The 25,896-nt window shown below is 66.2% G+C and carries 21 protein-coding genes; 11 read left to right on the top strand and 10 right to left on the bottom strand.

Going from position 1 to position 25,896, the window contains the following annotated elements:
- Positions 1 to 26: 26 nt before the first annotated feature.
- Both AC3A4T_RS02165 and AC3A4T_RS02160 read right to left on the bottom strand, forming a co-directional pair.
- Complete coding sequence (locus tag AC3A4T_RS02165) at positions 27 to 1,196, bottom strand: dipeptidase (RefSeq protein ID WP_487673869.1); 1,170 nt, start codon at positions 1,194 to 1,196, stop codon at positions 27 to 29.
- Between the two features lie 76 nt (positions 1,197 to 1,272).
- Positions 1,273 to 2,337 carry a dipeptide epimerase gene (locus tag AC3A4T_RS02160; RefSeq protein ID WP_487673868.1) on the bottom strand — a complete coding sequence of 355 codons (1,065 nt, stop codon included), beginning with the start codon at positions 2,335 to 2,337 and terminating at the stop codon, positions 1,273 to 1,275.
- 130 nt (positions 2,338 to 2,467) lie between these two features.
- On the opposite strand from AC3A4T_RS02160, the gene AC3A4T_RS02155 reads away from it, so the two are divergent.
- The 4 genes from AC3A4T_RS02155 to AC3A4T_RS02140 all read left to right on the top strand — a co-directional run bounded on the left by AC3A4T_RS02155 (position 2,468) and on the right by AC3A4T_RS02140 (position 5,372).
- Entirely contained in the window at positions 2,468 to 2,785 is a 318-nt protein-coding gene (locus tag AC3A4T_RS02155; RefSeq protein WP_487673867.1) for a hypothetical protein, read from the top strand.
- A 68-nt stretch (positions 2,786 to 2,853) separates the two neighbouring features.
- Positions 2,854 to 3,528, top strand: coding sequence for a hypothetical protein (locus AC3A4T_RS02150; RefSeq protein WP_487673866.1), 675 nt, complete (start codon positions 2,854 to 2,856; stop codon positions 3,526 to 3,528).
- 117 nt (positions 3,529 to 3,645) lie between these two features.
- Positions 3,646 to 4,539 carry a methyltransferase domain-containing protein gene (locus tag AC3A4T_RS02145; RefSeq protein ID WP_487673865.1) on the top strand — a complete coding sequence of 298 codons (894 nt, stop codon included), beginning with the start codon at positions 3,646 to 3,648 and terminating at the stop codon, positions 4,537 to 4,539.
- Between the two features lie 419 nt (positions 4,540 to 4,958).
- Positions 4,959 to 5,372, top strand: coding sequence for a hypothetical protein (locus AC3A4T_RS02140; protein WP_487673864.1), 414 nt, complete (start codon positions 4,959 to 4,961; stop codon positions 5,370 to 5,372).
- Positions 5,373 to 5,486: 114 nt separating this feature from the next.
- Here the strand turns inward: AC3A4T_RS02140 and AC3A4T_RS02135 are convergent, their stop codons facing one another.
- From AC3A4T_RS02135 to AC3A4T_RS02125, 3 genes are read right to left on the bottom strand one after another with little or no spacing between them, the layout of a single operon-like run.
- Positions 5,487 to 5,909, bottom strand: a complete 423-nt coding sequence (locus tag AC3A4T_RS02135; protein ID WP_487673863.1) for a hypothetical protein — start codon at positions 5,907 to 5,909, stop codon at positions 5,487 to 5,489.
- 44 nt (positions 5,910 to 5,953) lie between these two features.
- Positions 5,954 to 6,742 (bottom strand): LytR/AlgR family response regulator transcription factor, encoded by a 789-nt coding sequence (locus tag AC3A4T_RS02130; protein ID WP_487673862.1) that lies wholly within the window; start codon positions 6,740 to 6,742, stop codon positions 5,954 to 5,956.
- Positions 6,735 to 7,994: a sensor histidine kinase gene (locus AC3A4T_RS02125; RefSeq protein ID WP_487673861.1), complete on the bottom strand. Its 1,260-nt coding sequence runs from the start codon at positions 7,992 to 7,994 to the stop codon at positions 6,735 to 6,737. The genes AC3A4T_RS02130 and AC3A4T_RS02125 overlap by 8 nt, the downstream gene beginning before the upstream one ends.
- A gap of 404 nt (positions 7,995 to 8,398) precedes the next feature.
- Here AC3A4T_RS02125 and AC3A4T_RS02120 point away from each other — a divergent pair, with 404 nt between their 5' ends.
- Positions 8,399 to 9,556 (top strand): threonine aldolase family protein, encoded by a 1,158-nt coding sequence (locus AC3A4T_RS02120; protein WP_487673860.1) that lies wholly within the window; start codon positions 8,399 to 8,401, stop codon positions 9,554 to 9,556.
- Between the two features lie 177 nt (positions 9,557 to 9,733).
- On the opposite strand, the gene AC3A4T_RS02115 is transcribed toward AC3A4T_RS02120, so the two are convergent.
- Both AC3A4T_RS02115 and AC3A4T_RS02110 read right to left on the bottom strand, forming a co-directional pair.
- A complete protein-coding gene (locus tag AC3A4T_RS02115) occupies positions 9,734 to 11,734 on the bottom strand; it encodes a sulfatase-like hydrolase/transferase (protein WP_487673859.1) in 2,001 nt (666 codons plus the stop codon).
- A 262-nt stretch (positions 11,735 to 11,996) separates the two neighbouring features.
- Positions 11,997 to 13,799, bottom strand: coding sequence for an acyl-CoA dehydrogenase (locus tag AC3A4T_RS02110; RefSeq protein ID WP_487673858.1), 1,803 nt, complete (start codon positions 13,797 to 13,799; stop codon positions 11,997 to 11,999).
- Positions 13,800 to 14,046: 247 nt separating this feature from the next.
- On the opposite strand from AC3A4T_RS02110, the gene AC3A4T_RS02105 reads away from it, so the two are divergent.
- The 5 genes from AC3A4T_RS02105 (at position 14,047) to AC3A4T_RS02085 (ending at position 20,196) form a co-directional block, all read left to right on the top strand.
- Positions 14,047 to 14,694, top strand: coding sequence for a QsdR family transcriptional regulator (locus AC3A4T_RS02105; RefSeq protein WP_487673857.1), 648 nt, complete (start codon positions 14,047 to 14,049; stop codon positions 14,692 to 14,694).
- Between the two features lie 329 nt (positions 14,695 to 15,023).
- Complete coding sequence (locus AC3A4T_RS02100) at positions 15,024 to 17,084, top strand: hypothetical protein (protein WP_487673856.1); 2,061 nt, start codon at positions 15,024 to 15,026, stop codon at positions 17,082 to 17,084.
- A 106-nt stretch (positions 17,085 to 17,190) separates the two neighbouring features.
- Positions 17,191 to 18,249 (top strand): glycosyltransferase family 2 protein, encoded by a 1,059-nt coding sequence (locus AC3A4T_RS02095; RefSeq protein ID WP_487673855.1) that lies wholly within the window; start codon positions 17,191 to 17,193, stop codon positions 18,247 to 18,249.
- Positions 18,231 to 19,295, top strand: a complete 1,065-nt coding sequence (locus tag AC3A4T_RS02090) for a glycosyltransferase family 4 protein (protein ID WP_487673854.1) — start codon at positions 18,231 to 18,233, stop codon at positions 19,293 to 19,295. Before AC3A4T_RS02095 ends, AC3A4T_RS02090 begins: the two co-directional genes overlap by 19 nt.
- Positions 19,282 to 20,196, top strand: a complete 915-nt coding sequence (locus AC3A4T_RS02085; protein WP_487673853.1) for a lysylphosphatidylglycerol synthase domain-containing protein — start codon at positions 19,282 to 19,284, stop codon at positions 20,194 to 20,196. Before AC3A4T_RS02090 ends, AC3A4T_RS02085 begins: the two co-directional genes overlap by 14 nt.
- Positions 20,197 to 20,258: 62 nt before the next feature.
- Here AC3A4T_RS02085 and AC3A4T_RS02080 read toward each other — a convergent pair whose 3' ends face one another.
- Together AC3A4T_RS02080 and AC3A4T_RS02075 are read right to left on the bottom strand one after the other, a co-directional pair.
- The gene (locus AC3A4T_RS02080; RefSeq protein WP_487673852.1) at positions 20,259 to 21,443 is read right to left on the bottom strand and encodes a hypothetical protein; all 1,185 of its coding nucleotides are present in this window, start codon (positions 21,441 to 21,443) and stop codon (positions 20,259 to 20,261) included.
- 142 nt (positions 21,444 to 21,585) lie between these two features.
- A complete protein-coding gene (locus AC3A4T_RS02075) occupies positions 21,586 to 22,068 on the bottom strand; it encodes a hypothetical protein (RefSeq protein WP_487673851.1) in 483 nt (160 codons plus the stop codon).
- 363 nt (positions 22,069 to 22,431) lie between these two features.
- Here AC3A4T_RS02075 and AC3A4T_RS02070 point away from each other — a divergent pair, with 363 nt between their 5' ends.
- Positions 22,432 to 22,653 (top strand): hypothetical protein, encoded by a 222-nt coding sequence (locus AC3A4T_RS02070; protein ID WP_487673850.1) that lies wholly within the window; start codon positions 22,432 to 22,434, stop codon positions 22,651 to 22,653.
- Positions 22,654 to 22,877: 224 nt separating this feature from the next.
- Here the strand turns inward: AC3A4T_RS02070 and gcvP are convergent, their stop codons facing one another.
- Entirely contained in the window at positions 22,878 to 25,739 is a 2,862-nt protein-coding gene (gcvP, locus tag AC3A4T_RS02065; RefSeq protein WP_487673849.1) for an aminomethyl-transferring glycine dehydrogenase, read from the bottom strand.
- Positions 25,740 to 25,896 lie beyond the last annotated feature (157 nt).

Genomic DNA, 25,896 nt, shown 5'->3' with positions numbered 1-25,896 from the left:
TTATCGCGTTGGGCCGGGCCGGGCGCTCATCGCCAGACCTGTCCGAGCAAGCGGCGGAAGTTGCCGCCGAGCACCGCCTCGATATCGCCGTCGCTGTAGCCGCGGCGGATCAGCGCTTCGGTCAGCTCAAAGATCTTGGTCGGGCGATCGAAGCCTTCGATGTCGATGCGTTCGCGAAATCCGTAGCTGGCCTTGTACGAATCGCGCAGTGCCTTGAGCTGATCCGGCGGCAATGCGTCGTAGCCATAGAGGTCCGCGTCCGAGCCGATGCCGACATGTTCGATGCCGACCAGCTTGGCCACGTGGTCGATGTGATCGACCATGCTGTCGAGCGTGGTCGGTTCCTTGGCGCTGACGAACATGCGCACACCGGTGATGCCCATCACCCCGCCCTTGACGGCGAGCTTGCGGATCGCCTCGTCGGTCTTCAGGCGCGGGTGGTCGTTGAGCGCGCGGCAGTTGGAGTGGGTGATCGCGATCGGTCCCTTGGCCAGTTCGATCGCGTCCAGGGTGGTGCGGTCGCCGCAATGCGAGACGTCGATCAGCAGGCCGACCTTCTCCATTTCGCCCAGCACGCTGACGCCGTAGTCGCTCAGTCCGCCATCCTCGCGCTCGGTGCTGCCCGAGCCGATCACGGTCTGGCTGTTGTAGGTCAACTGCGCGCAGCGCAAGCCCAGGCCGCGGAAGAACGCGACGTCGTCCTTGCTGCGGAAGTGTTCGGCGTTCTGCACGCCGGCGATCACCGCGATCTTGCCCGTGGCCTTGGCGCGATCCAGATCGGCGGCTTTGTCGACCAGACAGAACAGGTCGCTGTGGCGGGCGATCCAGCCGTTCCAGCCGGCCAGATGCTCGGCGACGCGTTCGCGCGCGTCCGAGCCACCCAGTCCCCACGAGTTATGGAACACGTCGATGCCGCTGGCGCGGAAATCGGCGAGGTGTTGGTCGCTCAGCGGCAGCGCGTACGCGTCCGCGCGCAGGTCCAGGCGCAGCGGCGCGAGCATGTCGATCACCAGCGCGCGTTCGACGATGGCGCGGGCGCGCGGCGAATACTTGGTCGTGGTCGGATGCGCGTTCGTGCCTGGATTTGCGGCCGGTTTGGCGGCGGCCAGGGCGTGCAAGGGCAGGGCCAGAGTCGCCGCGGCGGCGGAGGCCTGGAGCAGACGGCGGCGGCTGAGTCGTGCGGTGTCGAGGGTCATGGTCGCGGGCCTGGTCGGTGCTGCGGTGGAGGGTCGGGGTTGCGGTCCGAAGCGGACTTATTCGAGTCGAATGGGTTCAAGACGCAGACGCGCGGATAGCGGTATCGGAATCGTGTTCGCGGTCGGCGACACCGCTGCCCCAGACCTGCGAGGGGCAATCGATATAGCCGTCGCGATAGACGACCGTGTGCGCGCGGTCGCCGGCGAGAAACACCGGGCCGTCGAGATCGACCAGATCGCACGCCTGCGCGAGCACGAACGCCGGCGCGGCGGCCCAACTGGTGCCGAGCATGTTGCCGACCATGGTCTTCATGCCGAGCGCGCGCGCGCGTTCGACGATCAGCAGCGCCTCGGTCAGGCCGCCGCATTTGTCCAGCTTGATGTTGATCACATCGACCCGGTCACGCAGCGCGTCGACCTCGTCCAGCCCCTGGACGCTTTCGTCGGCGGCGATATCGATCGGGCAATCGAGTGCGTCCAGATCAGCTTCGCGACCGCGCGCGAACGGTTGCTCGAGCAGGCTCACGCCGTGATCGACCAGCGCCGCGACCAGCGGCGCGATGCTGTCCAGGCGATAGGCCTGATTCGCGTCGACGCTCAACGTGGTATCGGGGCGCGCGCGGCGCGCGGCGCGGATGCGTTCGATATCGGTGTCCAGGTCGCCGTCGAGCTTGAGCTTGAGCGCGCGCGCCTGCGCATAGGCCAGGGCATTGGCGGCGACGGTCGCCGGATCGTCGGCGCCGAGGGTGAAGGTGGTGATGCGCGGCCGCGGCTGCGGCATCCGCGCCAGCGCCCACACCGGGCGGCCTTCGCGCTGCGCCTGCAATTCCCACAGCGCGCAGTCGAGCGCGTTGCGCGCGCCGCCCGCGGGCAGCAATGCGCGCAGTTGTTGCCGGTCGATGCCGTCCTCGATCGCGTCGCGATGCGCTTGCAGCGTGGCGTGCATCGTTTCGGGACGATCGTCGAGGTAGTAGACGCCGCTGGCTTCGCCGCGGCCGCGGCAACGCGCGTCGCTGAGGATCGCGGTCAGCGCCGGCATCGCGTCGAAGCGATGGCCGGCGATGCGGAACGCCGTTTTCAACGGCAGCGGTTCGATCGCCAGCGCGAGCTGCAGACGGGGTGGGGCGGCGAGCTTCGGCATTGCGCACTCCACGAATGGGGGTCGGAACGGATCTCGGCGGGTTCGGGCGGCCAGCCTCGCAGCGGGCCGGAAAGCCCGTTCGGACTGGGCGTCAGGTCGGGCTGAGCCGTTTGAGGGCGATTTTCAGAATATGAAAATTATTTTTCAATTTAGTCAAGTTTGCTCGGGCGAGTCGCTGCGGCGAGGGGCAAATAAGGGCAAAAACCCCGGCATTGGCTTGTGCAATGCAGCATTCGCGAGGGCGCGTCTGCGTGATGCCTCAGTGCCCGTGGCTGTGGCGCAGGCGGCCTGGAGCGCCGCCGACGGACGCGACCTGAAGTTCGACTTCGACACCCTGTCGGCCGGCATGTATCCGACGGCTCGGCTCGCGCGTGCGCGACGCCGTCGAATGGCGAGCCAGGCAAGCACGATCTGCCGCGTATCGGGCTTGGCGCGATCCGGCCGCTGACGCGAGGCTGTCATCGGCGCACGTCAGGCTGACGCGGCAACGCCGCGCCTGCCGGGAACTTCGACACCATGGTCACCTTGTCCGCAGTCGCCTATTTCCTCAGCCGCCATCCGTTCTGGTCCTTGCTGCTGCTCATCGCCGGTTGCAACGGCGTGGCCTTGCTGCTGAGCCATTGGACCGGCAGCAGGCGCTGGCTGTGGCTGTGCGCGATCGGCGTGGCGGCCGGGATCGCCAATCTGCCGGGCGGCCGCCATCTCAATGCGTTGTTCCTGCATGCCTACGGAACCGCCGGCAGCGCGACTGTCGTCGGCATCGATGAGGTTCCGATCAGCTACAGCGAGCAGGCCGTGTTCGCGTATCGCGCGGTGCTCAGGACCGCCGATGGCGCCGATGTAAACGTCGACTTCGACACCTTGAATGTCGCCTTGTACCCGGTCCGCGCCAGCGATCTGTTGCCGCCGCCGGGCGAGCCGTTCGCGGTCCGTTATGTGCCGGGTTTCGAGCGCAATATCGCGATCATGGTCGATGAGTCCGAATACGGGCGCCGCCATCGCTTGAACCAGGATCGCGAGCCGGTGCGGCGCACCGCGGCGCAATTGGTCGTGAGTCCGCGCAATCCGCGCTTCGTCGCCGAGTATCGCGATGCGGTGCGGACGTTCTTGCGAGCGCATCGCGATGCGCTCGATCCGGCGGAGGTGCGCGCGCTGGAAGACTCGGTGTCGGCGTCGGCGGCCGCTCGCTGAGGGTGGCGCTGTCGACGAGTGCGAACGGCCGCGCGCGTTGCGCGATCGGCGTGGCGACGGGATGATGGGTTCGTTGCGCGACGAGCCGTTGCGCACTTCTCGAATTCGAGCCCCACGATGATCGGCCCATTGCAGACCCTGCTCGCCGAACTGGAACGCGATCCGTCGTGGCAGGCGCCCGCGCGATTGCGCGAACGCGCGCAGGCGCTGGACCGGATCGAGCGCGCGATGCTGTATCTGCCGACCGTCGCGGCCGGAAGCGTCGAGCCCAATCAAACCTTGCTCGATCTCGCCCAGGCCTTGCAGGCCCAACTTGAAGCGATCGATCAGGATGTGTGCCGCGATCTGCGCGAAGACCTGCGAAGCGGTGCCGGCGCGCGACGGCTGTTGCAGTACGCGTCCGATGGCGCCGGCTTCGATGCGGCGGCGGTCGAATCCGACGGCGACGCCTACGATCACCTCGATGCGCTGCTGAGCGGCGTATTACAGTTCGAACCGCCGCAGGCCGACGGCATCGAACCGGCCGCGGAGATGGTGTTCTACCAACCCACGCCCGCGCGGCATATCTTCGATCTGATCGCGCGGCTGCGTCTGGATGCGCGCGATTTGCTGATCGATCTGGGCGCGGGCCTGGGCCACGTACCGCTCATGGTCGCCGCGTGCACGCCGGCGCGCAGTCTCGGTGTCGAGCTGGAGGCGGCCTATGTCGAGATCGCACGCCGCAGCGCGCGCGGTCTGAATCTGGACCGGGTCGATTTCGTCCAGGCCGACGCGCGCAAGGCCGATCTTTCCGCGGGCACGGTGTTCTATCTGTATACCCCGTTCACCGGCTCGGTATTGCGCAGCGTGCTCGACAGCTTGCGCGGCATCGCGCTGGCGCGTCCGATCCGGGTCTGCAGCCTGGGGCCGTGCACCTCGACGATCGCCGCCGAGCCGTGGTTACGCAGCGACGACGATCCGCGCGGCGATCGCATCGTGGTGTGGCGCAGCGTTCGCACGCACGAGGCTTGAGCCGTGCGCAGTGGCAGGTCGAACAGGCTTGGCTGAGGGGGCGACTGCGGCGCGTTCACGCAGTGGAATCTTGCTTTGGATGGCCCGGTCGCGCGCGATATGGCGTTCACCGGCAGCAGAATCATAGCGCAACTCGCCCGGACCGGCGCTGAAGTGCCGCGCGCCGGACCGCGCCGAAATCGCCTTGGTGGCGCTACCATGCCGGCTCGTTTTCGGATGTCCCGCTCGGGGCGCCTTGATGCGGCCGACTGGGGAGTCCGCCGCCAGCGATTGAATCTGTCTCGCGACCCGCGCTGTCGATTCGCCCGTGAGTCTGTGCATCGGCGGCCCGCACGTCCGTGGCCCTGCGTACCCGACCCACGATGCCGGTTCGATTCGGCACTGCAAATGTTTCCCTGCCCACAACGACTGGAGGAACCATGGCCTCGATCAACATGCCCTATGCGCAGTCGAACGATCCGGCGGTACGCCGCTGGTGGTCGCAGTTGTCGGACGCCAGCAAGCGCGACTTGTCCAACAGCTGGCATCGCGATGAGCGCGAGGACCCGCTGGCCAGGACGGCCCGGCGAGTGGCCGGGTTTCTGACCGATCACCTGCGCGAGCGGGCGAAGGAAGATCGGTGCTGGGAGTCGCAGGATTTTTACGAACATCTGGTAGCGCACGAGGTTGAGCCGTTCTTCGGTGGCGTCCCCGTATTCAGACCTTGGAGCATTCTGGATCACGGCATGCTGTGGCCGGTCGATATCCAGAGCAACGGGCAATTGGGAATACGACTGGGCGCGTGCAGCCGCGAGAAGTTGGCGCTGCTGGCGATGCGCGATGGCGGTGAATGATCGTCACGCCGATGTAAGCGATCAGTCGAATCCATTCGATACGCCAACCACGTTCAAGAACATCGGCGGATGACTGAGTACTCCGCGGCGGCCCTTAACAGGGCCGCCGCCGACTCACGACGCCGACGGCTTGCAATCGGCCGACACCGGCGTGTCGTCGGGAGTGACGCAGACCGTGAAGCCCGGCTTCATGTCGAGCGCCGCGCGGATGGTGCCGGCCTTGACCACGAAGCGTTCGACGATGCGATCGGAGCACTCCGGTTTGCCGCCGTCCGGCTTGGTCGCCGCGCTCGCTAGCGCATTCGCGGGTTCCACTGCGCCGGGGGCTCGCGGACATACCTTGCGGAACAGGCTGTAGTGGCATAGCCCGCTGCGGCTGGCGATGCATCCGAAGCGAGCGCTGCGTTCGTCGATCTTGACCTTGCTGTGGATGATGTCGACGCCACCGTCGTTCTCGCGATGCACGATGGTGTTGCCGCCAAGGTCGCAGCCCACCAGTACGAACGAGTAACACAGGACGGCGATGAGCTTGCGCATGATCGATCTCGGTTAGATGGGCGAGGCGGGACGCAATGGAACCGTCACATCGTGCGGAACAGCGCCATGAACGGCTGGCTCACGCTCAGCGTCTCGGGCCGGTTGCGCAGCCGCACCGTGCCCTTGCCGCTTTCGTCGCGGACGATGCCGGCGATGGCCTTGAGATTGACGATGGTCGAACGATGGATCTGCTTGAAGGTGTTGGTGTCGAGCACTTCCAGCAGCTCGCGGATGGGTTTGCGCAGCAGCGCCTCGCCCTCGGCGGTGACCACGGTGGTGTACTTGTTGTCGGCGCGGAAATAGGCCACGTCGTCGATCAGGATCAGCCGGGTTTCGCGGCCGGCGCTGGCGGTGAGCCAGGTCAGCGGCGGCTTGTCGCTCGCCGTGGCGCGCTGCGCGGCGAGGCGTTGCGACAGCACGGTGAGCGCATCGGCTTCGCCTTGGCTCCCGCCGAAGCCCGCGCTGCGCGCCTGCAAACGTTGCACGGTGACCGCGAGCCGCTCGGGCGTGACCGGCTTGAGCAGGTAGTCGATCGCGCCGTGTTCGAACGCATCGATCGCGTACTGATCGTAAGCGGTGACGAACACGATCTGGGTCCGTGGGCTGACGTCGGTCGCGGCGACCGCGACGTCCAGACCGCTCAGGCCGGGCATGCGGATATCGAGGAAGGCGACGTCGGGACAATGCTCGGCCAGCGCTTCGAGCGCGACCGCGCCGTCCTCGCATTCGGCGACGATGCGCAGGTCCGGCCAGGCGCTGCGCAAGGCTTCGACCAGGGCTTGGCGCAGCAGCGCTTCGTCTTCGGCGATCACCGCGGTGAGGGGCTTAGGCATGGTCGGTTTCTTCTTGTTGCAGGGACGGAATGGTCAGGGTGGCGGCGACGCCGTTGGGGAAGTTGGCGACGATCGACAACGCGGCGCCGCCGCCATAAACCAGATGCAGACGTTCGCGCAGGTTGCGCAGGCCGATGCCGGTGCCGGCGGTCTGCGCATTGAACCCCAGGCCGTCGTCGGCGACGGTGATCGCGATCGAATGCTCGCCGCGGCGCGCGAGGATCCACACCGTGCCGCCGCCGGGCTTGGGTTCCAGCCCGTGCTTGATCGCATTCTCGACCAGGGTCTGCAGCATCATGGGCGGCAGCGGCAGGGCGCGCAGTTCCTCGGGCACGTCCAGTTGCAGGCTCAGGCGCTCGCCCATGCGCAGCTTGAGTATTTCCAGATAAGCGCGCGAACGGTCGAGTTCGTCGCCCAGGGTGGACAGCGAGTCCTCGGTGCGCGGCAGCGAACGACGCAGGAAATCGATCAGATGGCCGAGCATTTCGTCGGCGCGCGGCGGATCGTTGCGCGCCAGGTACTGCGCGCTGGCCAGGGTGTTGTAGAGGAAATGCGGTTCGACCTGGGCATGCAGCAGGCTCAGCTTGGCGACCGCGAGTTCCTTCTCGACCACGGTGCGGGTGACCGCGGCGCGTTCGTGGCGGCGGCGCTCGGCGACGCGGCGGGTGATCGCGCGCACCAGGGCCTCGGCGTTTTCCAAGTTGGTGCCTTCGTCGACCCGGAACCAGTCGCTCCAGGCGCCGGTATCGGGTTCGCAGATCAGAGTAATGCGGCTGGTGCCTTCACCCGGAGCGACGGTGGCGAGGATCTGGTTGCGGGTGGTGCCGAGCCACCAGTGGTACAGGGTGACCGGGCTCAGCGGGTGGCGCCCGTGCAGGCCGGGGCGATGCACCTTGGCGCGCACCTGCAGGCTGTCGCGCGCGCTTTCCAGCTCGAAGGTGCGCGGCAGTTCGCGCACCGCCGCGTCGAGCAGATCGAAGGCCTCGTCGGCATCGAACGGCATCTCGATCTGGCGGCGCTGGCGGTTGGACAAGGTGCTGGCGTTGACCTCGCCGGCGATCAGGCGCACCCGGCGCAGATGCGAGAACGCGTGGGTGATGACGATGGCGACGACGATGAGCGCGAGCAGGAACAGCGGGCTGGTGTCCTCGTGCGCCAATGCCGGCACCGCCGAGGCGAACATCGCCAGCAGCACGAACAGGCCGAACCAGGCGGCGGCGAGGCGGGCGACGAAGAAGAAACTCTTGATCACGTTGAAGTCCGGGTGGAGGCGTGGAACCGAGCATAGTGGGCGACGCGTGCGGGGAAAGCGGCTTGCGACCGGGACGACGATACGGCGATGGAGCCGGTGTTGCGCAGTGTGAATCCGGTGCGGTCGCGCGTGGGGTCGGGGGAATTGCGGCCGCCGCGGCCGCCGCCCCCGGCAACGCCCGCGTTCGCGCCGCCAAGGCGAACTCCACGGCAATATGGGCAAGCGCGTGGCGCAAGGTCGAACGAAATTACTGCGAGGCCGTTTCGAAACCAAGCCCGATACGAATCGCGCTTGCTTGTCGATGAACACGCGCGGCGACTAAGCTCGACGACGATATGCGGCCTGGCGACGTGTTCCGATGCACGGATGCGGCAGGCCGACGACAGCAATCGTCAGGAGAGAGCATGGACCGACGTCGATTCTTCGCCCTGGGCGGCTGGGCCGCGACGCTGCCGATGCTGGCGCATATGGGCTCGGCGCAGGCCAAGGCCGATGCGCCGCGCGCGGCGGGCAAACGCGTGGATTTCACCAGCGACGGCCTGGGCCTGGACCCCGGCGAGTACGCCAGCCTGTTGCACGACACCGTGGCCGCCGGCGCGGTCGGCGCGGACTATTACTCCAACGGCGGCATCGTCGCCGAGCTGGAGCGCAGCTTCGCGGACATGCTCGGCAAGCAGGCGGCGATCTTCCTGCCGACCGGCACGCTGGCGAACCAGATCGCGATCCGCAAGCTCGCCGGCAACGACCGCCGCGTGCTGGTCCAGGCCGAAAGCCATCTGTACAACGACAGCGGCGATTGCGCCGAAGTGCTCAGCGGCTTGAATCTGATTCCGATCGCGCCGGGCCGAGCCACCTTCGAGCTGGCGCAGGTGCGCGACTGGGTCGAACGCTCGGCCGGCGGTCGGGTCGCGATGAAGGTCGGCGCGATCTCGATCGAAAACCCGGTGCGGCGCATGGATCACCGCATGTTCGAATTCGCCGAACTCGAACGCATCAGCGCCTACGCGCGCGAGCAGGGCATCCGCCTGCACCTGGACGGCGCGCGCCTGTTCAATCTGCCGCTGCATTCGGGCAAGAGCGTGCGCGAACACGCCGCGCTGTTCGATACCGTGTACGTCTCGCTGTGGAAGCATTTCAACGCCGCGTCCGGCGCGATCCTCGCCGGCGATGCGGCCTTCATCGACGGCCTGTACCACACGCGCCGCATGTTCGGCGGATCCTTGCCGCAGGCATGGCCGCAGGTGGCTCTGGTGCCGCGTTACGCGCCGGGCTTCGAAGCCGACTACGCGAACGCTTGGCGCGTGGCCGAGCAATTGATCGCTCTGTTGCAGGCCGACCCGCGCTTCAGCGCGCGCCGCATCGCCGACGGGACTTGCCGGTTCGTGTTGAAGGTCGCGGGCGTAGAGCCGGCCGTGCTGGCCGAACGCGCGGCGAAGCGCGGGGTGATCCTGCCGCGCGCTCATCCCGGCAGCGGTGAGCTTGCGATGCAGGTCAATCCGACCTTGTTGCGGGTGCCGGCGGCGCAGCTGGCGCGATGGCTGATCGAGGCCGCGAACGGTTGAGGTAGCGGCCGCCGACTTGCTGAAGTGGAGAAGTAGGCGCTGGTTCGCGGCGACAATATCGTCGCCGATGCCATCGCCGCTGTGCCACGCCGTGGTTCGTAATAATCCAAGGGCCTCGCGATTGCGAGGCCCTTTTTTATTCAGCGCAACGACGCACCGGCGCGGGTGCTCGTTGGCTCAAGCCGATTCCGGCGCAGACAGCATTTCGGCTTCGTAACGCTGCAGCAACCGGTTCAAGCGATTGGCGGTATCGACGATGCCGGCGTCGGTGTAATACGGCGGCAGTTCCGCGATCGGCGTCGGAAAACTCGCGTTGGTGACCAGCAGATTGGTCATCTCGCAGCCGTCGTGTTCCAGGTCGTACAGTTCCCATTCGTCGGCCTCGACCTGGTTCGGGTCCCAGTAGCGGACCAGTTTCCATTCGCCCGAACGCACGCAGCGTACGTGGTTGGGCTGCCGCACCGGGCCGGGCGCGAGTTGCGGTACCGGGCCGTTGAACGGCAATTTGCTGCTGCCGTCGCGAACCACGTCGACCATCTCCAGGAAGATCTTGAATTCGCGGTCCGAATGCACCTGGTGCGGATCGGCATCGCCGTGCAGGCGCTCGGTGATTTCGTCGTCGGTGACGAACAGGATGCCTTCGCGTACCTGGCCGTCGGGTTGCGTTGGTTCGCTCTGGGTGCCGCGGATCACAGGAGTCAGATCGACACCGGGGAACGGCGGCACCGGCCGGGTCTGGCGCAATTCTTCGCCGATGCGCGCGACGTCCTGTTCGCTCAGGCCGGCCAGGCCGAGCAGGGTCGGCACGATGTCGACGTGGCTGGTCAACGCATCGATCTGGCGCATGTCGGGCTCGGCGTTGAGCTTCGCGGACTGGATCACCACCGGTACGTGCAGCGCTTCCTGATACGCGGTATGCCACTTCTCGATCATGTAGTTGTGGGCGCCGCCGTATTCGCCATGGTCGGCCATGAACACCACGATGGTGTTTTCGCGCTGGCCCGATTCGTCGAGCGCATCGAGCACGCTGCGGATATGGCCGTCGACCAGATGCTGCAACCACGCGTAGTACTGCACGAACCGCAGCGCCGCGTTGTACGGATCGGCGGTCAGCTGGAACGGAATGCCCGACAGCAAGGCGGCGTTGACCGCATCCAGTCCCGCCTGTTGTTGCGCCGACAGTCCGGTCTTGGACGCGAGCGCGAGGCCCATCTTGTAGGCGTAATCGAACTGGCAGGCCGGTTTGTTGGTCAGCGGATCGTCCAGGCTCGGCGGGACGTTGGCGTTGTCCTGCGGGAACGCGAGCGGATTGAGGTTGAGGCTCAAGGTGCCGGCGGTCGGCGTGTTGCTCCAGGTCCCTTGGGCCGGAACCATCAGCGGGCCGATTGGTTTTGCGTTGGGGTCGAGTCCGCGCGGCAGGCCCGGATAGGTCGCGATGTCGTGCGGATTGGCGAACGAGGCGACCGCGAGCCACGGCTTGGGTTCGGTGCTCGGGTCCGGCGTCAATGGCTTGCTTTGATCGTGCTGGGCGAGCTGGCGGTTGTATGCCAGCCCGAGGCCCTGGCCGCGCAGGAAGCCGCAGACCAGATCGCGGAAACCGACATCGCGGTACGCACCGAGGTTGTTGATGCTGGAGCCGTGCGGCTCGGGCCAGGACAGTTCCCAATCGTCGAAGCCATATTTTTGCAATGAATGCTCGGGCGGATTGCTGACGTGCCACTTGCCGAAGTAATGGGTCTTGTAGCCCGCGCCGCGGAACCAGTGGCCGAGGGTCGGGATGCCGTCGGCGGCCAGCCATGGAAACGCCGCGGCGTCGCCGTTCTTGAACAGCCCGTCGGTCTGGGTCACGCCGGTGCGCGCGCCGTACTGGCCGGTCATCAAGGCGCTGCGGCTGGGAATGCAGGCCGAGGAGGCGATGGTGTGTTTGCGCAGCACCACCGAGTGCTTGCGCAGCGACCACAGGCCGGGGAAGTACGGGCGGTAGTCGTTGTCGGCGTCGGGTTCGCCCTGGAAGCCGACGATGTCCTTGAGGTCGTCGACGAAGCCGCCTTGGGGGCCGTAGGCGTATCGCGGGAAGCGCAGTTGGTCGACGAGGATCACCAGAATGTTGGGTTTGCCGGTGGCGTCGGGTTCGGTGGATGCGTCGGGCGTGGCGGATGGGTTGGGCGGGCTGGCCATGGGACCCCTGCTTTGTCGGGTGATGTCGCGTGACTGCGGTGCGGGTCGCGCGGCGGCGGAGTTGAGACGTCGGATTCGACATAAGCAATGACGCGGATCGGTCGTCTTGGCGGCCACGGTCGCGATAAGCGCGATTTTTCTCGTGTCTTTTTAAGCAAGGTCAAGGGCTTCCGCCCGCCTGCGGGCGGAAGCTGTTGATCTTGCTTTCAAGAAAGCAGAAGCCAACGCTGCAGTATCTGTTCGCTACTGCCAGCGGCAATTATCAAAACCACTCAGCCCGCATCTCATAAGCACTAGGCTCCGCCTCCCCCACCAACCGAGCCGCCAACTCAATCTGCGGCAACTCAGTAGCAAAGAAAAAACGACAAGCCTGCAACTTACCCAGATAAAACGCCGTATCGGCGGCACTGGCCCCCGCCAGGCCCCGCTGCGCGATAGCGGCCTGACGCAACCACAGCCATGCGATCGTCAGATGCCCAAGCAAAGTCATATAGTGCCCGGCATTGGCCAACGCCAACCTCACCTCGCCCGCCGCCATGCGCCGACCCACCGCCAGCGTCGTCTCCCCGGCCAACTTCGCGCCCGCCTGCAATTGAGCGGCCAACGCGGCCAGCTCCGGCAGCGAGCCGGCATCGGCGCAGGTCGAACCGATCTCCCGCAGCAACAACTTCAACGCCGCGCCGTCGTGCATCATCGCCTTGCGTCCGAGCAGGTCCAGCGCCTGTATGCCGTTGGTGCCCTCGTGGATCGGGTTGATGCGGTTGTCGCGATAGCACTGCTCGACCGGATACTCGCGGGTATAGCCGTAGCCGCCGAGAATCTGGATCGCCAGCTCGTTGGCCTTGAGCGAATAGTCCGAGCCCCAGGCCTTGATGATCGGCGTGAGCAAGTCCAGCAGCAGATGGCTTTCGTTGCGCACGGTCTCGTCCGGGTCGCGACCCTGGTCGACCAACAGCGCGGTGTAGAAGCCCAGCGCCTGCGCGCCTTCGACCCAGCACTTCTGCTGCAACAGCATGCGCCGCACATCGGCGTGCTCGATCAACGCCACCGGCGCGGAGCTCGGGTCCTTCTGATCGGGATGGCGGCCCTGATGCCGCTCGCGCGCGTATTGCAACGAATACAGATAGCCCATGCTGCCTTGCTGCACCGCGCCCAGGCCGACGCCGATGCGTTCCTCGTTCATCATGTGGAACATGTAACTCAGGCCCTGGTGCGGCTGGCCGACCAGATAGCCGTGGCAATCGCCGGCCTCGCCGAACTTGAGGAAGGTGTTGACGCTGCCGCGCTGGCCCATCTTGTGATTGAGCCCGGCCAGGCGCACGTCGTTGCGTTGCGCGCGGGTGCCGTCGTCGTCGACGCGCCAGCGCGGCACGATGAACAAGCTGATGCCGCGCACGCCGGCCGGGCCGCCCGGAATCTTCGCTAGCACCAGATGCACGATGTTTTCGCCGAGCTCGTGATCGCCGGCCGAGATCCACATCTTCGCGCCGCTGAGGCGATAACTGCCGTCGGCCTGCGGCTCGGCGATGGTCTTGATGTCGGCCAGCGAGGAACCGGCCTGCGGTTCCGACAGGCACATGGTGCCGTAGTAGCGACCGTCGACGATCGGTTTCATATACAGACGTTTCTGCTGCTCGTCGCCATAGGCTTCGAGCAGGTTGGCCGCGCCGCGCGCCAACGCCGGGTAGGCCACGGTCGAGGGATTGGCCGCGGAGAACATGCAGTCGCACACCGCGCCGATCACGAACGGCAGTTGCATGCCGCCGTCGTCGTAATCGGCCAGCACCGCCATGAAGCCGGCTTCGTTGAACGCGCGCAGACCTTCGCCGATCTCGGGGATCAGTTCGACCTTGCCGTTGACCATATGCGGTTCGTGCAGATCGCTCTTGCGGTTGTGCGGCAGGAACTTGCTGACCGCGAGCTGGTGCGCCAGCTCGATCGCCGCGTCGAAGGTTTCGCGGCTGTGCTCGGCGTAGCGGGGGTAAGCGGTCACGGTGTCCACGCGCAACAATTCGTACAGCATGAAATCGAGGTGGCGGCGGTCGATCAGGGGGCTGGAGCTCATGGCGGCGATCTGGCTGGGAGTGAGTCATTTATGCGATACGACTCATATGGCGTCAAGTTGTTGATTCGACTAAGCTGCGCGAATGCCCAAATCCGCATCGAAACCGGCTCCGTCGAAGCAGGCTCCATCGAAGCAGGCCCAATCGAAGCAGGCCCAATCGAAGCAGGCCCAATCAAAGCGGGCCTCGTCGAAGCCGGCTTCGTCAAAACTGGCTCCGTCAAAGCGGCCCGCATCGAAACCGGCCGCCTTGACCCGCCTGGGCCAAGCCCTGCGCGAACCCGGCGCGGCGCGGGTCACGCCGCTGGACCTGTTCCGGCTGGCGCGGCGCGGCTGGGTCGACGGCGAGCGGCTCGACATCGGCGCATTGGCCGCGCAACTGGGCATCGGCCGCGCCACCGCGTTCCGCTGGGTCGGCAGCCGCGAGCAATTGCTCGGCGAAGTGATCTGGTCGCTGTGCGAACCGTTGCTCGATCAGGCCGCGGCCGCCTCGCACGGACGCGGCGCCCAGCGCGTCGCGGCGACCTGCGAGTACGCGATCCGGGCGATGCTGCGCTACCGCCCGCTACGCCGCTTCATCGAACTCGACGCCGAATTCGCTCTGCGCCTGATGACCTCCAAGCACGGCCCGCTGCAAGCGCGGGTCATCGACAAGGTGCGCGGCCTGCTGCAGTTCGAAAGCGAACGCGGCGCGCTCGAGTTGCCGTTGAACATCGACACGCTCGCCTATCTGGTGGTGCGCCTGGCCGAGTCGTTCATCTACGCCGACGTGATCAGCGACCAGCGCGTCGACCCGGCCGATGCCGGGCTCGCGATCGAGTTGCTGCTGTCGGGGCGGGTCGAGCAACGCGTCGCCGCGCCCGCCAGGAAAAAAACCGCCGCGCGCGCCAAGCGCTGATCGTCGGCTCGACGACAGGATCGCAATCGGCATCGGATATCGGCGCTGAGCGACCGCGCGATGTGAAGAGCAGATCACGACGACACGTCACCGCGCTTGCCGCGCTACCGCGCGTGTCCGGTTTGCAATCGATAATCCGTTTGCGGCGGGAGTGCGAAATCGAGCGGTTTTCACCTGTAATCACGACGCGATAAACAGCGATTGTGTGCGCGATTTCATGAATTCAACGCTTGCTCCTGATGCACAAGAAAGCCACCTTGAAGCTTGACGAGTTGTGCAGTTAATCAGCTTAACGCCACGTAGACTCGGACCTCTATTGAGGGCTTTCAATGGATTATCTGGGAGCGCTGGCGAAGCTGGGCGTGTGGTTCGCGGTGTATCCGCTGGGAGCATGGACGCTCGCCTCGATCGGACATGAAACCCGGGGTCTTCGTTCGCATGCGCTGATCGTGCTGTGCGTGGGCAGCGCGGTGGCGACGCTGGCGATGATGGCGTTGGCCTTGGCCGGATTGTTTTCGCCGTTGTGGATCGGCATCGCCGGTTGGTTGGCGACTGGCCTGTGGTGTTGGCGGGCGCGGCCCTGGATCGGGCTCGCGCAGCGGATACGGATGCACGCGAAGCCGCGCGTCAGATCGCTCGGCCTTGTCGCCGTCGCCGCGATCGTCACGACGGCCGGTGTGCTGTATGCGTTCTTTCCCAAGGAAAGCCTGCTCGGCGAACGCGATGAAGGCATCTATGCCCAGCATGCGCTGCATCTGCTGCGCACCGGCGGGTCGGCCATCGATCTGCGCGCGCTCGGCATTGCCGACGATCCCGCTATCGTCGCGATTGAACAGGGGCGGGCGCTCGAATTGCCGGGTATTTATCCGACCTCGCAGCGATGGACCTTCCAGTTTTCGGCGGCGACGCCGGTGTGGATGGCGATGCTCGGATCGGTGCTCGGGCCGCAGGGAATATTCCGCTTCAATGCGATCGTCGGCGTACTCAACTGTCTGGCGTTCTATGTTCTGGCTCGGCGCATATTGAAGCCGTCGCAGCGCGTCTGGGCGATCGCCGCGCTGGTGGTGTATGCCTTGCAACCGGCGCAGGTGTGGATTTCCAGGAACAGCCTGAGCGAGCCGTTCTGCAGTTGGTTCGTGCTCAACGGCGCGTTGCTGGCGATGATCGCCTTGACCAAGCGCTCGCGCGTGCTTGGAACTAGCGCCGGCGCGTTGATCGGCATGGCCGGTTTCGTGCGCATCGACGCGGTGATTTTTCCGCTGGCGATCGTCGCGGCCTGGCTGGCGGCAGTGGCGGTCGATCGCGGTCGCCGCAGCGAGCGGTTCAACCCGGCGTTGCAGGAAATCGCATTCGGCTGCGCCGCGGTCACCGCGCTGGCGCTCGGCTATTTTCTCGCCTTCGTGCAGCCCTATCTGATCGGGCTGGCGGATGTGGTGCTGGGCGCGATTATCGCGACCGCGCTGTGCGCCGGTCTGGCGCGCGCGTCGCAGACCAGCGCAGCGATGCGTATTCCACGGCGTTTCGCCGAACTTGGCGCATGGCCGGTCGCGCTGGCGATGGTGGCGCTGTTCGTCTATGCGATGTGGATACGTCCGCATCTGCAGCCGTATGCCTTGATCGAATCGAAGCTGGTGCCGCAGTTGAACGGGCTGCGCGACTATCGCGAAGCGAGTCTGGTCAATGTCGCCGCGTATCTGTCGCTGCCAGTGGCGATCGCCGCGGGCATCGGCGCGGCCTTTGCGGCGTGGTCGGCATGGCGCGGGACGCCAGGTTCGGTCAAGACCTGGGTGCTGGTGTTTCTGCTGGTGCCGACCCTGGTCTATCTGTGGAAGCCGATGGTGTCGCCCGACCATATCTGGGCGACGAGGCGTTGGGCGCCGGCGGTATTCCCGGCCTGCGTGGTGTTCGCCGCGCTGGGTTGCGCGGCCTTGTCGCGGCGGTGGCGCGGGCGGTATGCGTACACCGCGGTGGCCGTGCTCAGTCTGGCGCTCGGCGTGAATCTGCTGTGGCAGCAGCGCGACACCTTGTTGCTGCGCGAGGACGCCGGAATGGTCGCGCAGGTGGCGGCGATCGCCGCACAGTTGCCGCGCGACCGGGTCAGTTATGTCGTCGCGGCCGGTCCGTTGGCCAGTGCGTTGATCACCGGATTCGGCGCGCGCGTCGCGCCGGTCGCATCGGCGTCGGGTCCGCAGTGGGAAGCGTTGCGCGATCCCGCGGCGAACGGCGCCCGACTGGTGCATTTCGCCGGCATGGACATAGGCCGCACCGATGCGGTCGAGGTGGCGACATTACCGATCCGGCGTCTGCGCCGGGCCACCTCGATGGGCGAGCCGGCGCACGGCACCCGCGAGGAAATCAGCGATTGGAAGGTGGTCCAGATCGGCCCATAGGCGGCCGCGCGGCCGCGTCCTCGCAAGCGGACGTGGATCGACGCGATCGCTTACCGGCGCAGGCAAGGCGAAGTCATCGCCATGGAATCGGATAGGAGCTCGAACGATGAATGCTCGCAGATCGTTTCGCATGGAAGACATCACGGTTCGGCATGCCGGCAACGCGATGTTGTCCGAACCGCTGGCGATCGGCGGCGAGAAGCTCGCACGCCGGCCGATCAAGGTGGTCATCCAGATTCCCTGTCGCGACGAAGCCGGACAACTGCCCGATACGCTCGCCGCGCTGCCTTCGTTCATCGGCGGCGTGCAGTCGGTGGAGTGGCTGGTCATCGACGACGGCTCGACCGATGAGACCACCCAGGTCGCGCTCGAGTACGGGGCGCATGCGGTGCTGCGTTTTCCGGGCAATCGCGGGCTGGCGCATGCGTTCTCGGCCGGGCTGGAAGCGGCCTGCCGTCGCGGCGCCGATGTCATCGTCAACGTCGACGGCGACAATCAATACGATGCGTCGGCGATTCCGCGCATGGTCGCCGAGATCGTGGCCGGTCGCGCCGACATCGTGGTGGGCTGCCGGCCGATCGAGCGCATCGGCCACTTCCCGTGGTGGAAGAAACGCCTGCAGCGGCTGGGCAGCCGGGTGGTGCGGGCGGTGTCCAACGTCGCCATCGAGGACGCCACCAGCGGATTTCGCGCCTACAGCCGCGACGCGGCGATGCGCATCAACGTCTACTCGCGTTACACCTACACCCTGGAAACCTTGATCCAGGCCGGTCAGACCGGACTGCGGATCAAGGGCATTGCGGTCGAGGTCAATCCGCCCACCCGGCCTTCGCGGTTGATTCGAAGCGTGCCCGAGTACATCGCCCGCTCGATGCTGACGATCCTGCGCTCGTTTCTGATCTATCGGCCGCTGGAGTTCTTCCTGGTGCCGTCGGGCCTGGCCGCATTGCTGGGCGTCGGGATCGGAGCGAAGTTCCTGTTCGAATTTGTTCAAGGTCGCGGCGACGGCCACATCCAGTCGCTGATTCTGGCCGCGACCGCGGTGCTGGCTGGCGCGATCGGCGGCGCGGTGGGACTGCTGGCGAATCAGTTGGTGGTGAACCGCCGGCTGCTGGAAGAACAGCAATTGAGCCGGCGCCGCGCGGAATGGCGACAGATGCCTTGAAGTCGTTCTGGTACATCACCCGAAAATTTCCGCCGTCGCGCGGCGGCATGCAGCAACTGAGTCATCGCATCGCGACCGAACTGAGCGTCCTGCGCCCGCTGACCTTGCTGCGCTGGCGCGCCGGGCAGTGGGGCTTGCCGCTGTTCGTGCTCGGCTCGTTGCTGCGCCTGGGCTGGGGCCTGCTGCGCGGTCGGGTCCGGGTGCTGCTGCTGGGCGATCCGGTGTTGTCGTTGTTGGCGCTGCCCGCGCGCTGGGCCGGGGTGCCGGTGGCGGTGGTGGTGCACGGTCTCGACCTGACCTATTCGAACCGTTTGTATCAATGGTACTTGCGGCTTTTTTTTCGCGGTCGCATGGATCGCCATATCTGCATCAGCCGGTTCGTGCTCGATGCGTTGATCGCGTATGGCGTGGACGAATCGCGATGCGCATTGATCCATCCCGGCGCGAGCGATTCGCCGATATCGCAAGCCGGCGGTGGAGACGATTCGCCGCCCGCCTTGCTGATTCTGGGGCGCTTGGTCCGGCGCAAGGGCGCGTTGTGGTTCGTGCGCGAGGTGATGCCGCGCCTGCTTGCATCGCGGGCGTCGGTGCGCCTGGACATCGTCGGCGACGGTCCCGAGCGCGCGGCGATCGCGCAGGCGATACGCGACGCGAACCTGGACGAGGCGGTGCGGCTGTGGGGCGACGTCGACGAGGCGAGCAAGGCGCAACGGCTGGCGCGATGCGATCTGCTGCTGATGCCGAACGTGCGGGTCGAAGGCGATCCGGAAGGTTTCGGCCTGGTCGCGCTGGAAGCGGCCATGAGCCGGCGTTACGTGGTGGCCGCCGATCTGGAGGGATTGCGCGACGCCGTCGCGCGTCCCGAGTTGGGTCGGCTGCTGCCGACCCAAGACGCCGACGCCTGGGCGATGGCGATCGTCGAGTTGCTTGCTGATCGCCAAAACCTGCGCGCCAAGGGCGAAGCGGCGCGCGCCTATGCCGCCGCGCATTGTTCGTGGCGACAGATGGGGCGGCGTTATGTCGAGTGTCTGGATGCGCTGGTCTAAGCTCGCCCGGCGCTTGGCGCGCAGTCTGGGTTGGGTGCTGGGCTTGCTGGCGCTCGGTCTGGTCGCGGCGCAGGCGTGGTCGCGGCAGGACCAATGGCTGCCGTTGTGGCGGCAATTGCAGGCGCGCGATGTCGTCGCGGTGGTGGGCCTGTGCCTGGTCATGCAGGTGTTGCTGGCACTGGCCTGGCATGTGTTCGTGCATGGACGGGTGGTGCCCGATCGATTGCTCGGCGATCAGTTGCGCTGGGGGCAGAGCCTGTTGGCCAAGTACCTGCCCGGCAAGATCTGGCAGGGCGTGGCGAGAGGAGCGTTGTACGCGCGCGACCGCGGTTCCGGCGCCGCGTTCGTTTTGTTCGTGCGCGAGCAGCTGTTGTCGCTCGGCATCAGCGCGTTGATCGCCGCCGCCGTCGCTCCCGCGGCGTTGTCGCCGCGACTGGGCTTGGGTTTTCAATGCGCTTTTCTCGCCGCTGCCGCGGCATTGACCTGGATCGCGATGCTGAAACGCGTGCCCGGACCGATCACGCGGCGTTTGCCCGCCATCGTCCGCGATGGTATCGCCGAGCGTCCGGACGCGACGACGATGCGGCGGGTGTGGATGCTGCAATTCGCGGGGTATGTGGCGATGTGCGCGGCGTTCGCGCTGCTGGTCGCGTCGTTCGGGCTGCGACTGGATGTGCTCCGACTGTCGGCCGCGTTGTGCTTCGCCGGTCTGGCCGGAGTGGCCGCGCTGTTCGTACCGGCGGGCCTGGGCGTGCGCGAGGCCGGTCTGTTCTGGTGCCTGAGTCCGTTGCTCGGCGCGGCCAATGCGGCGATGCTGGCGCTGGCCTGGCGGGTGGCGATCACCTTCGCCGAAGCGCTGTTCGCCTTGCTCAGTTTTGTTTTGAGCGTTGGTCGCCGTTGATGCGGAAACGGTTCCGCCCGCGGCGCGGACGGAACCGTATTCAGGCGATGAGTCGCTGTTTCTCAGAACTCTTCGATGACCGAGTGATTGACGAACAACGGCGGGTTGGAGCCGTTGCCGGACTCGCAGGTCAGGCCGTAATTCACCGGCAGGCTCAGCAGGTTGCGCGTCTCGACCTTGAGTTTCCACAGACCGTGCGCGCCGTCGTTGCGGGTGCTGCGTTCGCCCAGATAGACCTTCTGGAACGAGCTGACGTTGTTACCGCCGGCGACGACGTTGCCCTGCGGATCTTCCAGGCGCATTTCCAGCTGATTGGCGGCGGCGCCGTTGATCCGGCACTGCACCCAGTCGGGATGCTGCAGGTACAGGCCGAACTGATCCTGGCCGCTGGCCAGGCCGAGCAAGGTGCCGAGCGAGCTGTCCAGCGACACGCCGACTTTCTTGGAACGTTGATCGGCCGGATCGATTTCCTTGGCGATGCGGAAATCGCCGCCGAAGTAGGTGTTGTCCTGGGTGGTGCAGTAGGCCACATAGCCCGGATTGGTGCTGGCGGTGGACTCGGTGAACACCGCCTGGACGTTGGAGTAATCGCCCGCGGCCGCGCCGACCACGTTGAACACGTCGAGATAGCGGATGGTTTCGTTGGCGCTGAGGTTGCTGACCTGCGGGCTGCCGAGCGGCGCGCCGGCGCCGGTGCGCAGCGACCAGCTCACCGACACCGGTTCGCCGAGCGCGCTGATGAAGCAGTTGCTCTGATAGCCCGGCGCGGCGGCCTGACGGCGCAGGCCGGCGACCGCGGAGGTGGTCGAGCCGCCGCTCAGCGAGCCGACCTTGAACGATTCCACCGAGAAGCCTTGTCCGGCCGCCGATTGAATCCGGGAATAGCCCGAGATCGCCACGTTGGCCGCGCTCTGTTCCTCCAGCGCGAGCTGGCCGTAATTGCTGGTCGCGCTGACCGGGACCGAGCACAGCGTGGCCAGGTCGCTGCTCGCCACCGCGCCGGCGGCGACGGTCAGGGTCGAGCACGGGCGCGTGCCGGCGAACGGCGTGCCCGGCGCGCCGTAGTAGGTGACCTTGACGCTGGCTTCGCTGTCGCCGCCGTTGCGCACGAACAAGGTGGAGGAATAGGTCGAGCTGTTGACCACGAGCGGAATCCGCAGCGAGGTGCCGTAACCGTCGCTGGTCTGCGCCAACGCGTTCGAGCAGCACAGGGCCGCCGCCAACAAGCAGTATTTATAGGCTTTCATGATAAGGAACCCTCTCGTCCATAAAGGTCATGGGCGCTTGCCCATGGGTGGTCGTTCCGAACCGGACGCTTCGCTGGGGCCGCATCCGGGCTGAAGCACGGCTGGTCTTCGAAGGCTGTTCGCCGCCGAATGCCGAGTCCGCTTACTGATCGAGCAACTTCTCGGGGAAGGGCTTGGTGCCGGCGACGACGGCGGCGATATCGTTCGGGCTGATCTGATAGATGCGCGACACCGCCTCGGGTTGTTTGCGCATCTGCGCCAGCAACTCGCGCTTGAGTTGTTCGCGCGCGCCCGGCGACAGGTTCAGGCCTTGGTTGTAGACGATCTCGTGTTGCTTGCCGTCCGGCCCGGTGTAGTTGCGAGGCGGTTGCGCCTGCGCGCTCGCGCTGCGCGTGTGCTCGGCCGCCACGGCCGCGGCGCGCATCGTGGTGGTCATGATCGGCGCGGTTTGGGGCGTGGTAGCGACGGATTTCGGCGAGTCGGCGGGTGTGGAGGCCGTGGTCGGCGTCGACGCATCGCGCGAATATGAAGGCGTGTCTCTATGCCAAGGTTTCCACGCCAGCGCGATCAGGATAACGGCGGTGACGCAGAGTAAAGCCTTGGGAAGGCGCGCGGTTGCGGCCATGAGTTTCCCCCTGTTTTTACGGTTCTGAAAATTATTTCGCGAAGTCGGACGGAACAGTTTTCGTGTGACTTTCGGTGAGTTCGTGGCATCACTTTTATCGCTTCGCAATCGTCAATAACGTGACAAGCGGCGACAAAGCGAGGGCGCGTGCGCGTGGGTTCGGTTACTGCAACCGCAGACTCATGTGAACTGAGGATTGGGTCGCGCGATGTTTCCGGCGCGCGGGATGTTTTGTTTGCACGCGCGCGAGGCGCGCGGATATGTGTCGGTCGCGACCTTGATTCGCGTTTTTCATCGCATGGCCGATTCGAGCGTCTTACTTCGTTGGCCGTTTTTAATGGGCTCGAAACAGGCGTCGCATGATTGGAAGACGTGATCGTCGTGAACGCTCCGCTCGCTCTGAACGAAAAGCGCATGAGCACGGAATCGATGATGGCGCGCGCAATGAACTGCGATCGCGATCTTTTAATGCGTTCGATGATCTTGTGGTTACATCGATCAGCGCGGATCGCGCGCCGCAAATTCGGGATGCGTCGGGCAACCGGACACGGTGAGGGGCGTGCAAGTGGGCAGTCGCGGATGTGACGGCGCACGCATCGCGTGGTCGGCCGTCGACCTTGGTTTTCTGGCGCGGCGAATGGCGATTCGCGGCTCATCGCGGCTCATCGGAGCATCGACGCCTTGCGTCGCGGTTTCGCCGCGCAGATGGCGCCGGGGCGCTGCGCGCGGCAGGCAAGGCGCGACGCAAAGAAAAAGGGCTTCGCATCCGCGAAGCCCTTTTGCCTGCATCGAGGTCGGGACAAAGCCGCTTACGCCTCGGCTTCCTCTTCCTTGTACGCATCGATCGGAATGCATGCGCACATGACGTTCTTGTCGCCGTAGACGTTGTCCACGCGCGACACCGGCGGCCAGTACTTCTGCAGCTTCAGCGACGGCAGCGGGAAGGCGGCCAGTTCGCGCGGGTAGGCGTGGGTCCATTCGCTCGCGGTGACCTGGGTCGCGGTGTGCGGCGCGTGCTTGAGCGGGTTGTCCTCGCGGTCCAGGCGGCCGTCTTCGACCGCGCGGATTTCGTCGCGGATCTGGATCATCGCGTCGATGAAGCGGTCCAGTTCGTGCTGCGATTCGCTCTCGGTCGGCTCGACCATCAAGGTGCCGGCGACCGGGAAGCTCAGGGTCGGGGCGTGGAAGCCGAAGTCGATCAGGCGCTTGGCCACGTCCTCGGCGCTGATGCCGGTGGCGTCCTTGAGCGGGCGCAGGTCGAGGATGCACTCGTGCGCGACCAGGCCGTTGCGGCCGGTGTAGAGCGTTTCGTAATGCGGCTCCAGGCGCTTGGCGATGTAGTTGGCGTTGAGCAGCGCGACCTGGGTCGCCTTGCGCAGGCCCTGGGTGCCCATCAGGGTGATGTACATCCACGAGATCGGCAGGATGCTCGCCGAGCCGAAGCTCGCCGCGCTGACCATGCCGACCACGCCTTCGCCATCGACCGTCTTTGGCAGGAACGGCGCGAGGTGCGACTTGACCGCGCACGGGCCGACACCCGGGCCGCCGCCGCCGTGCGGAATGCAGAAGGTCTTGTGCAGATTGAGGTGCGACACGTCCGAGCCCCACTTGCCGGGCTTGGCCACGCCGACCAGGGCGTTCATGTTGGCGCCGTCGGTGTACACCTGACCGCCGTGCTTGTGGATGATCTCGCAGATCTCGACCACTTCCTCTTCGAACACGCCGTGCGTGGACGGGTAGGTCATCATGATCGCGGCCAGACGGTCGCTGTATTTCTCCGCGGCGCGCTGGATGTCGGCGACATCGACGTTGCCGTTGGCGTCGGTCTTGGTGACCACGACGGTCATGCCGCACATCTGCGCCGAGGCCGGGTTGGTGCCGTGGGCCGAATCGGGAATCAGGCAGATGTCGCGATGACCTTCGCCGCGCGAGCGGTGATAGGCGCGGATCGCCAGCAGGCCGGCGTACTCGCCCTGCGCGCCGGAGTTCGGCTGCAGGCTGACCGCGTCGTAGCCGGTGCATTCGACCAGCATCGCTTCGAGTTCTTCGATCAGCTGCTTGTAGCCGGCGGTCTGTTCGGCCGGGGCGAGCGGATGGATGTTGCCGAACTCGGGCCAGGTCACCGGGATCATCTCGGCGGTGGCGTTGAGTTTCATCGTGCAGCTGCCCAGCGGGATCATGGTGCGATCCATCGCCAGGTCCTTGTCGGCCAGCGAGCGCATGTAGCGCAGCAGTTCGTGTTCGCTGTGATGGGTGTTGAACACCGGGTGCTGCAGGAACGCGGACTTGCGCACCAGCGCGGACGGGATCGCGTCGGCGGTGGCGGCGTCGAGCGCGTCGATGTCGAGGGTGGCGCCGAACAGGCCGGCCAGCGCGCTCAGATCGTCGCGGGCGACGGTTTCGTCCAGGCTCAGGCTCAGGCTGGCAGCGTCGATCGGACGCAGATTGATGCCGGCCGCGCGCGCCTTGGCGTGGATCGCATCCGCATCGATGCCGCTGACGTGCAGGGTGTCGAAGAAACCGTCGGCGACGGTGATGCCGGCGCCGCGCAGCGCGGCGGCGAGGATCGCGGCCTGGCGATGCACGCGGCGGGCGATGCGGGTCAGGCCGTCGGGGCCGTGATAGACCGCGTACATGCTGGCCATGACCGCGAGCAGCACCTGCGCGGTGCAGATGTTCGAGGTCGCCTTTTCGCGGCGAATGTGCTGCTCGCGGGTCTGCAGGGTCAGGCGGTAGGCCGGCTTGCCGTCGGTGTCGACCGACACGCCGATCAAACGGCCCGGCATCGAACGCTTGAACGCGTCGCGACAGGCCATGAAGCCGGCGTGCGGGCCGCCGAAACCGAACGGCACGCCGAAGCGCTGGGTGTTGCCGACCACGATGTCGGCGCCGAATTCGCCCGGTGCCTTGAGCAGGGTCAGCGCGAGCAGGTCGCTGGCGATCGCGACGATGCCGCCGCGCGCGTGCACCGCGTCGGACACGGCCTGGTAGTCGTGGACGCCGCCGAAGGTGTCGGGGTACTGCAGCAGCGCGCCGAACGCGTCGACGGTCAGCGCGTCGGCGTCATCGGCGATGTGCAGCTTGATCTCGAGCGGCTCGGCGCGGGTGCGCAGCACTTCCAGCGTCTGCGGGTGAATGTTCTTCGAGACGAAGAAAGTGTCGGACTTGGACTTGGCCGAACGCTTGGCCAGGGTCATCGCTTCGGCCGCGGCGGTGCCTTCGTCGAGCAGGGACGCGTTGGCGATCTCCATCCCGGTCAGGTCGGCGACCATGGTCTGGAAGTTGATCAGCGCTTCCATGCGGCCCTGCGAGATTTCCGCCTGGTACGGGGTGTACGCCGTGTACCACGCCGGGTTTTCCAGGATGTTGCGCAGGATGACGTTGGGGGTGTGGGTGCCGTAGTAACCGCGGCCGATGAAGCTGCGGAAGACCTTGTTCTGGGTGGCGATGGCGCGGATCTTGGCCAGCGCTTCGACTTCGCTGATCGCGGTCGGCAGGGCCAGCGGCTGGGTCGACTTGATCGAGCCGGGCACGATCGCATCGGTCAGCGCTTCGAGCGAGTCGTAGCCGACCTTGCCCAGCATGTGGCCGATTTCGGCGTCGTTGGGGCCGATATGGCGCTCGATGAAGGCGTCGTGGTGCTCGAGCTCGCGCAGGGATACGTTCGTCATGGGCAGGGGGCGTCCTTTGGCAGCGTGCGGTGCCGCACGCGAGGCGCCCCTCTGTCCTTTTGCCTGAGAGTTTGGAAGCCCCGCTGCGGTCAGGCTGCGGTGTGACGGCTGGGGAGGGATGGCCGTTGGGGGCCGCTCCGTTCCGCGCTGGCTTCGT

The sequence above is a fragment of the Lysobacter sp. Soil_N_51 genome, from assembly GCF_057655755.1.
This window is presented reverse-complemented; position numbering and strand designations above follow the sequence as displayed.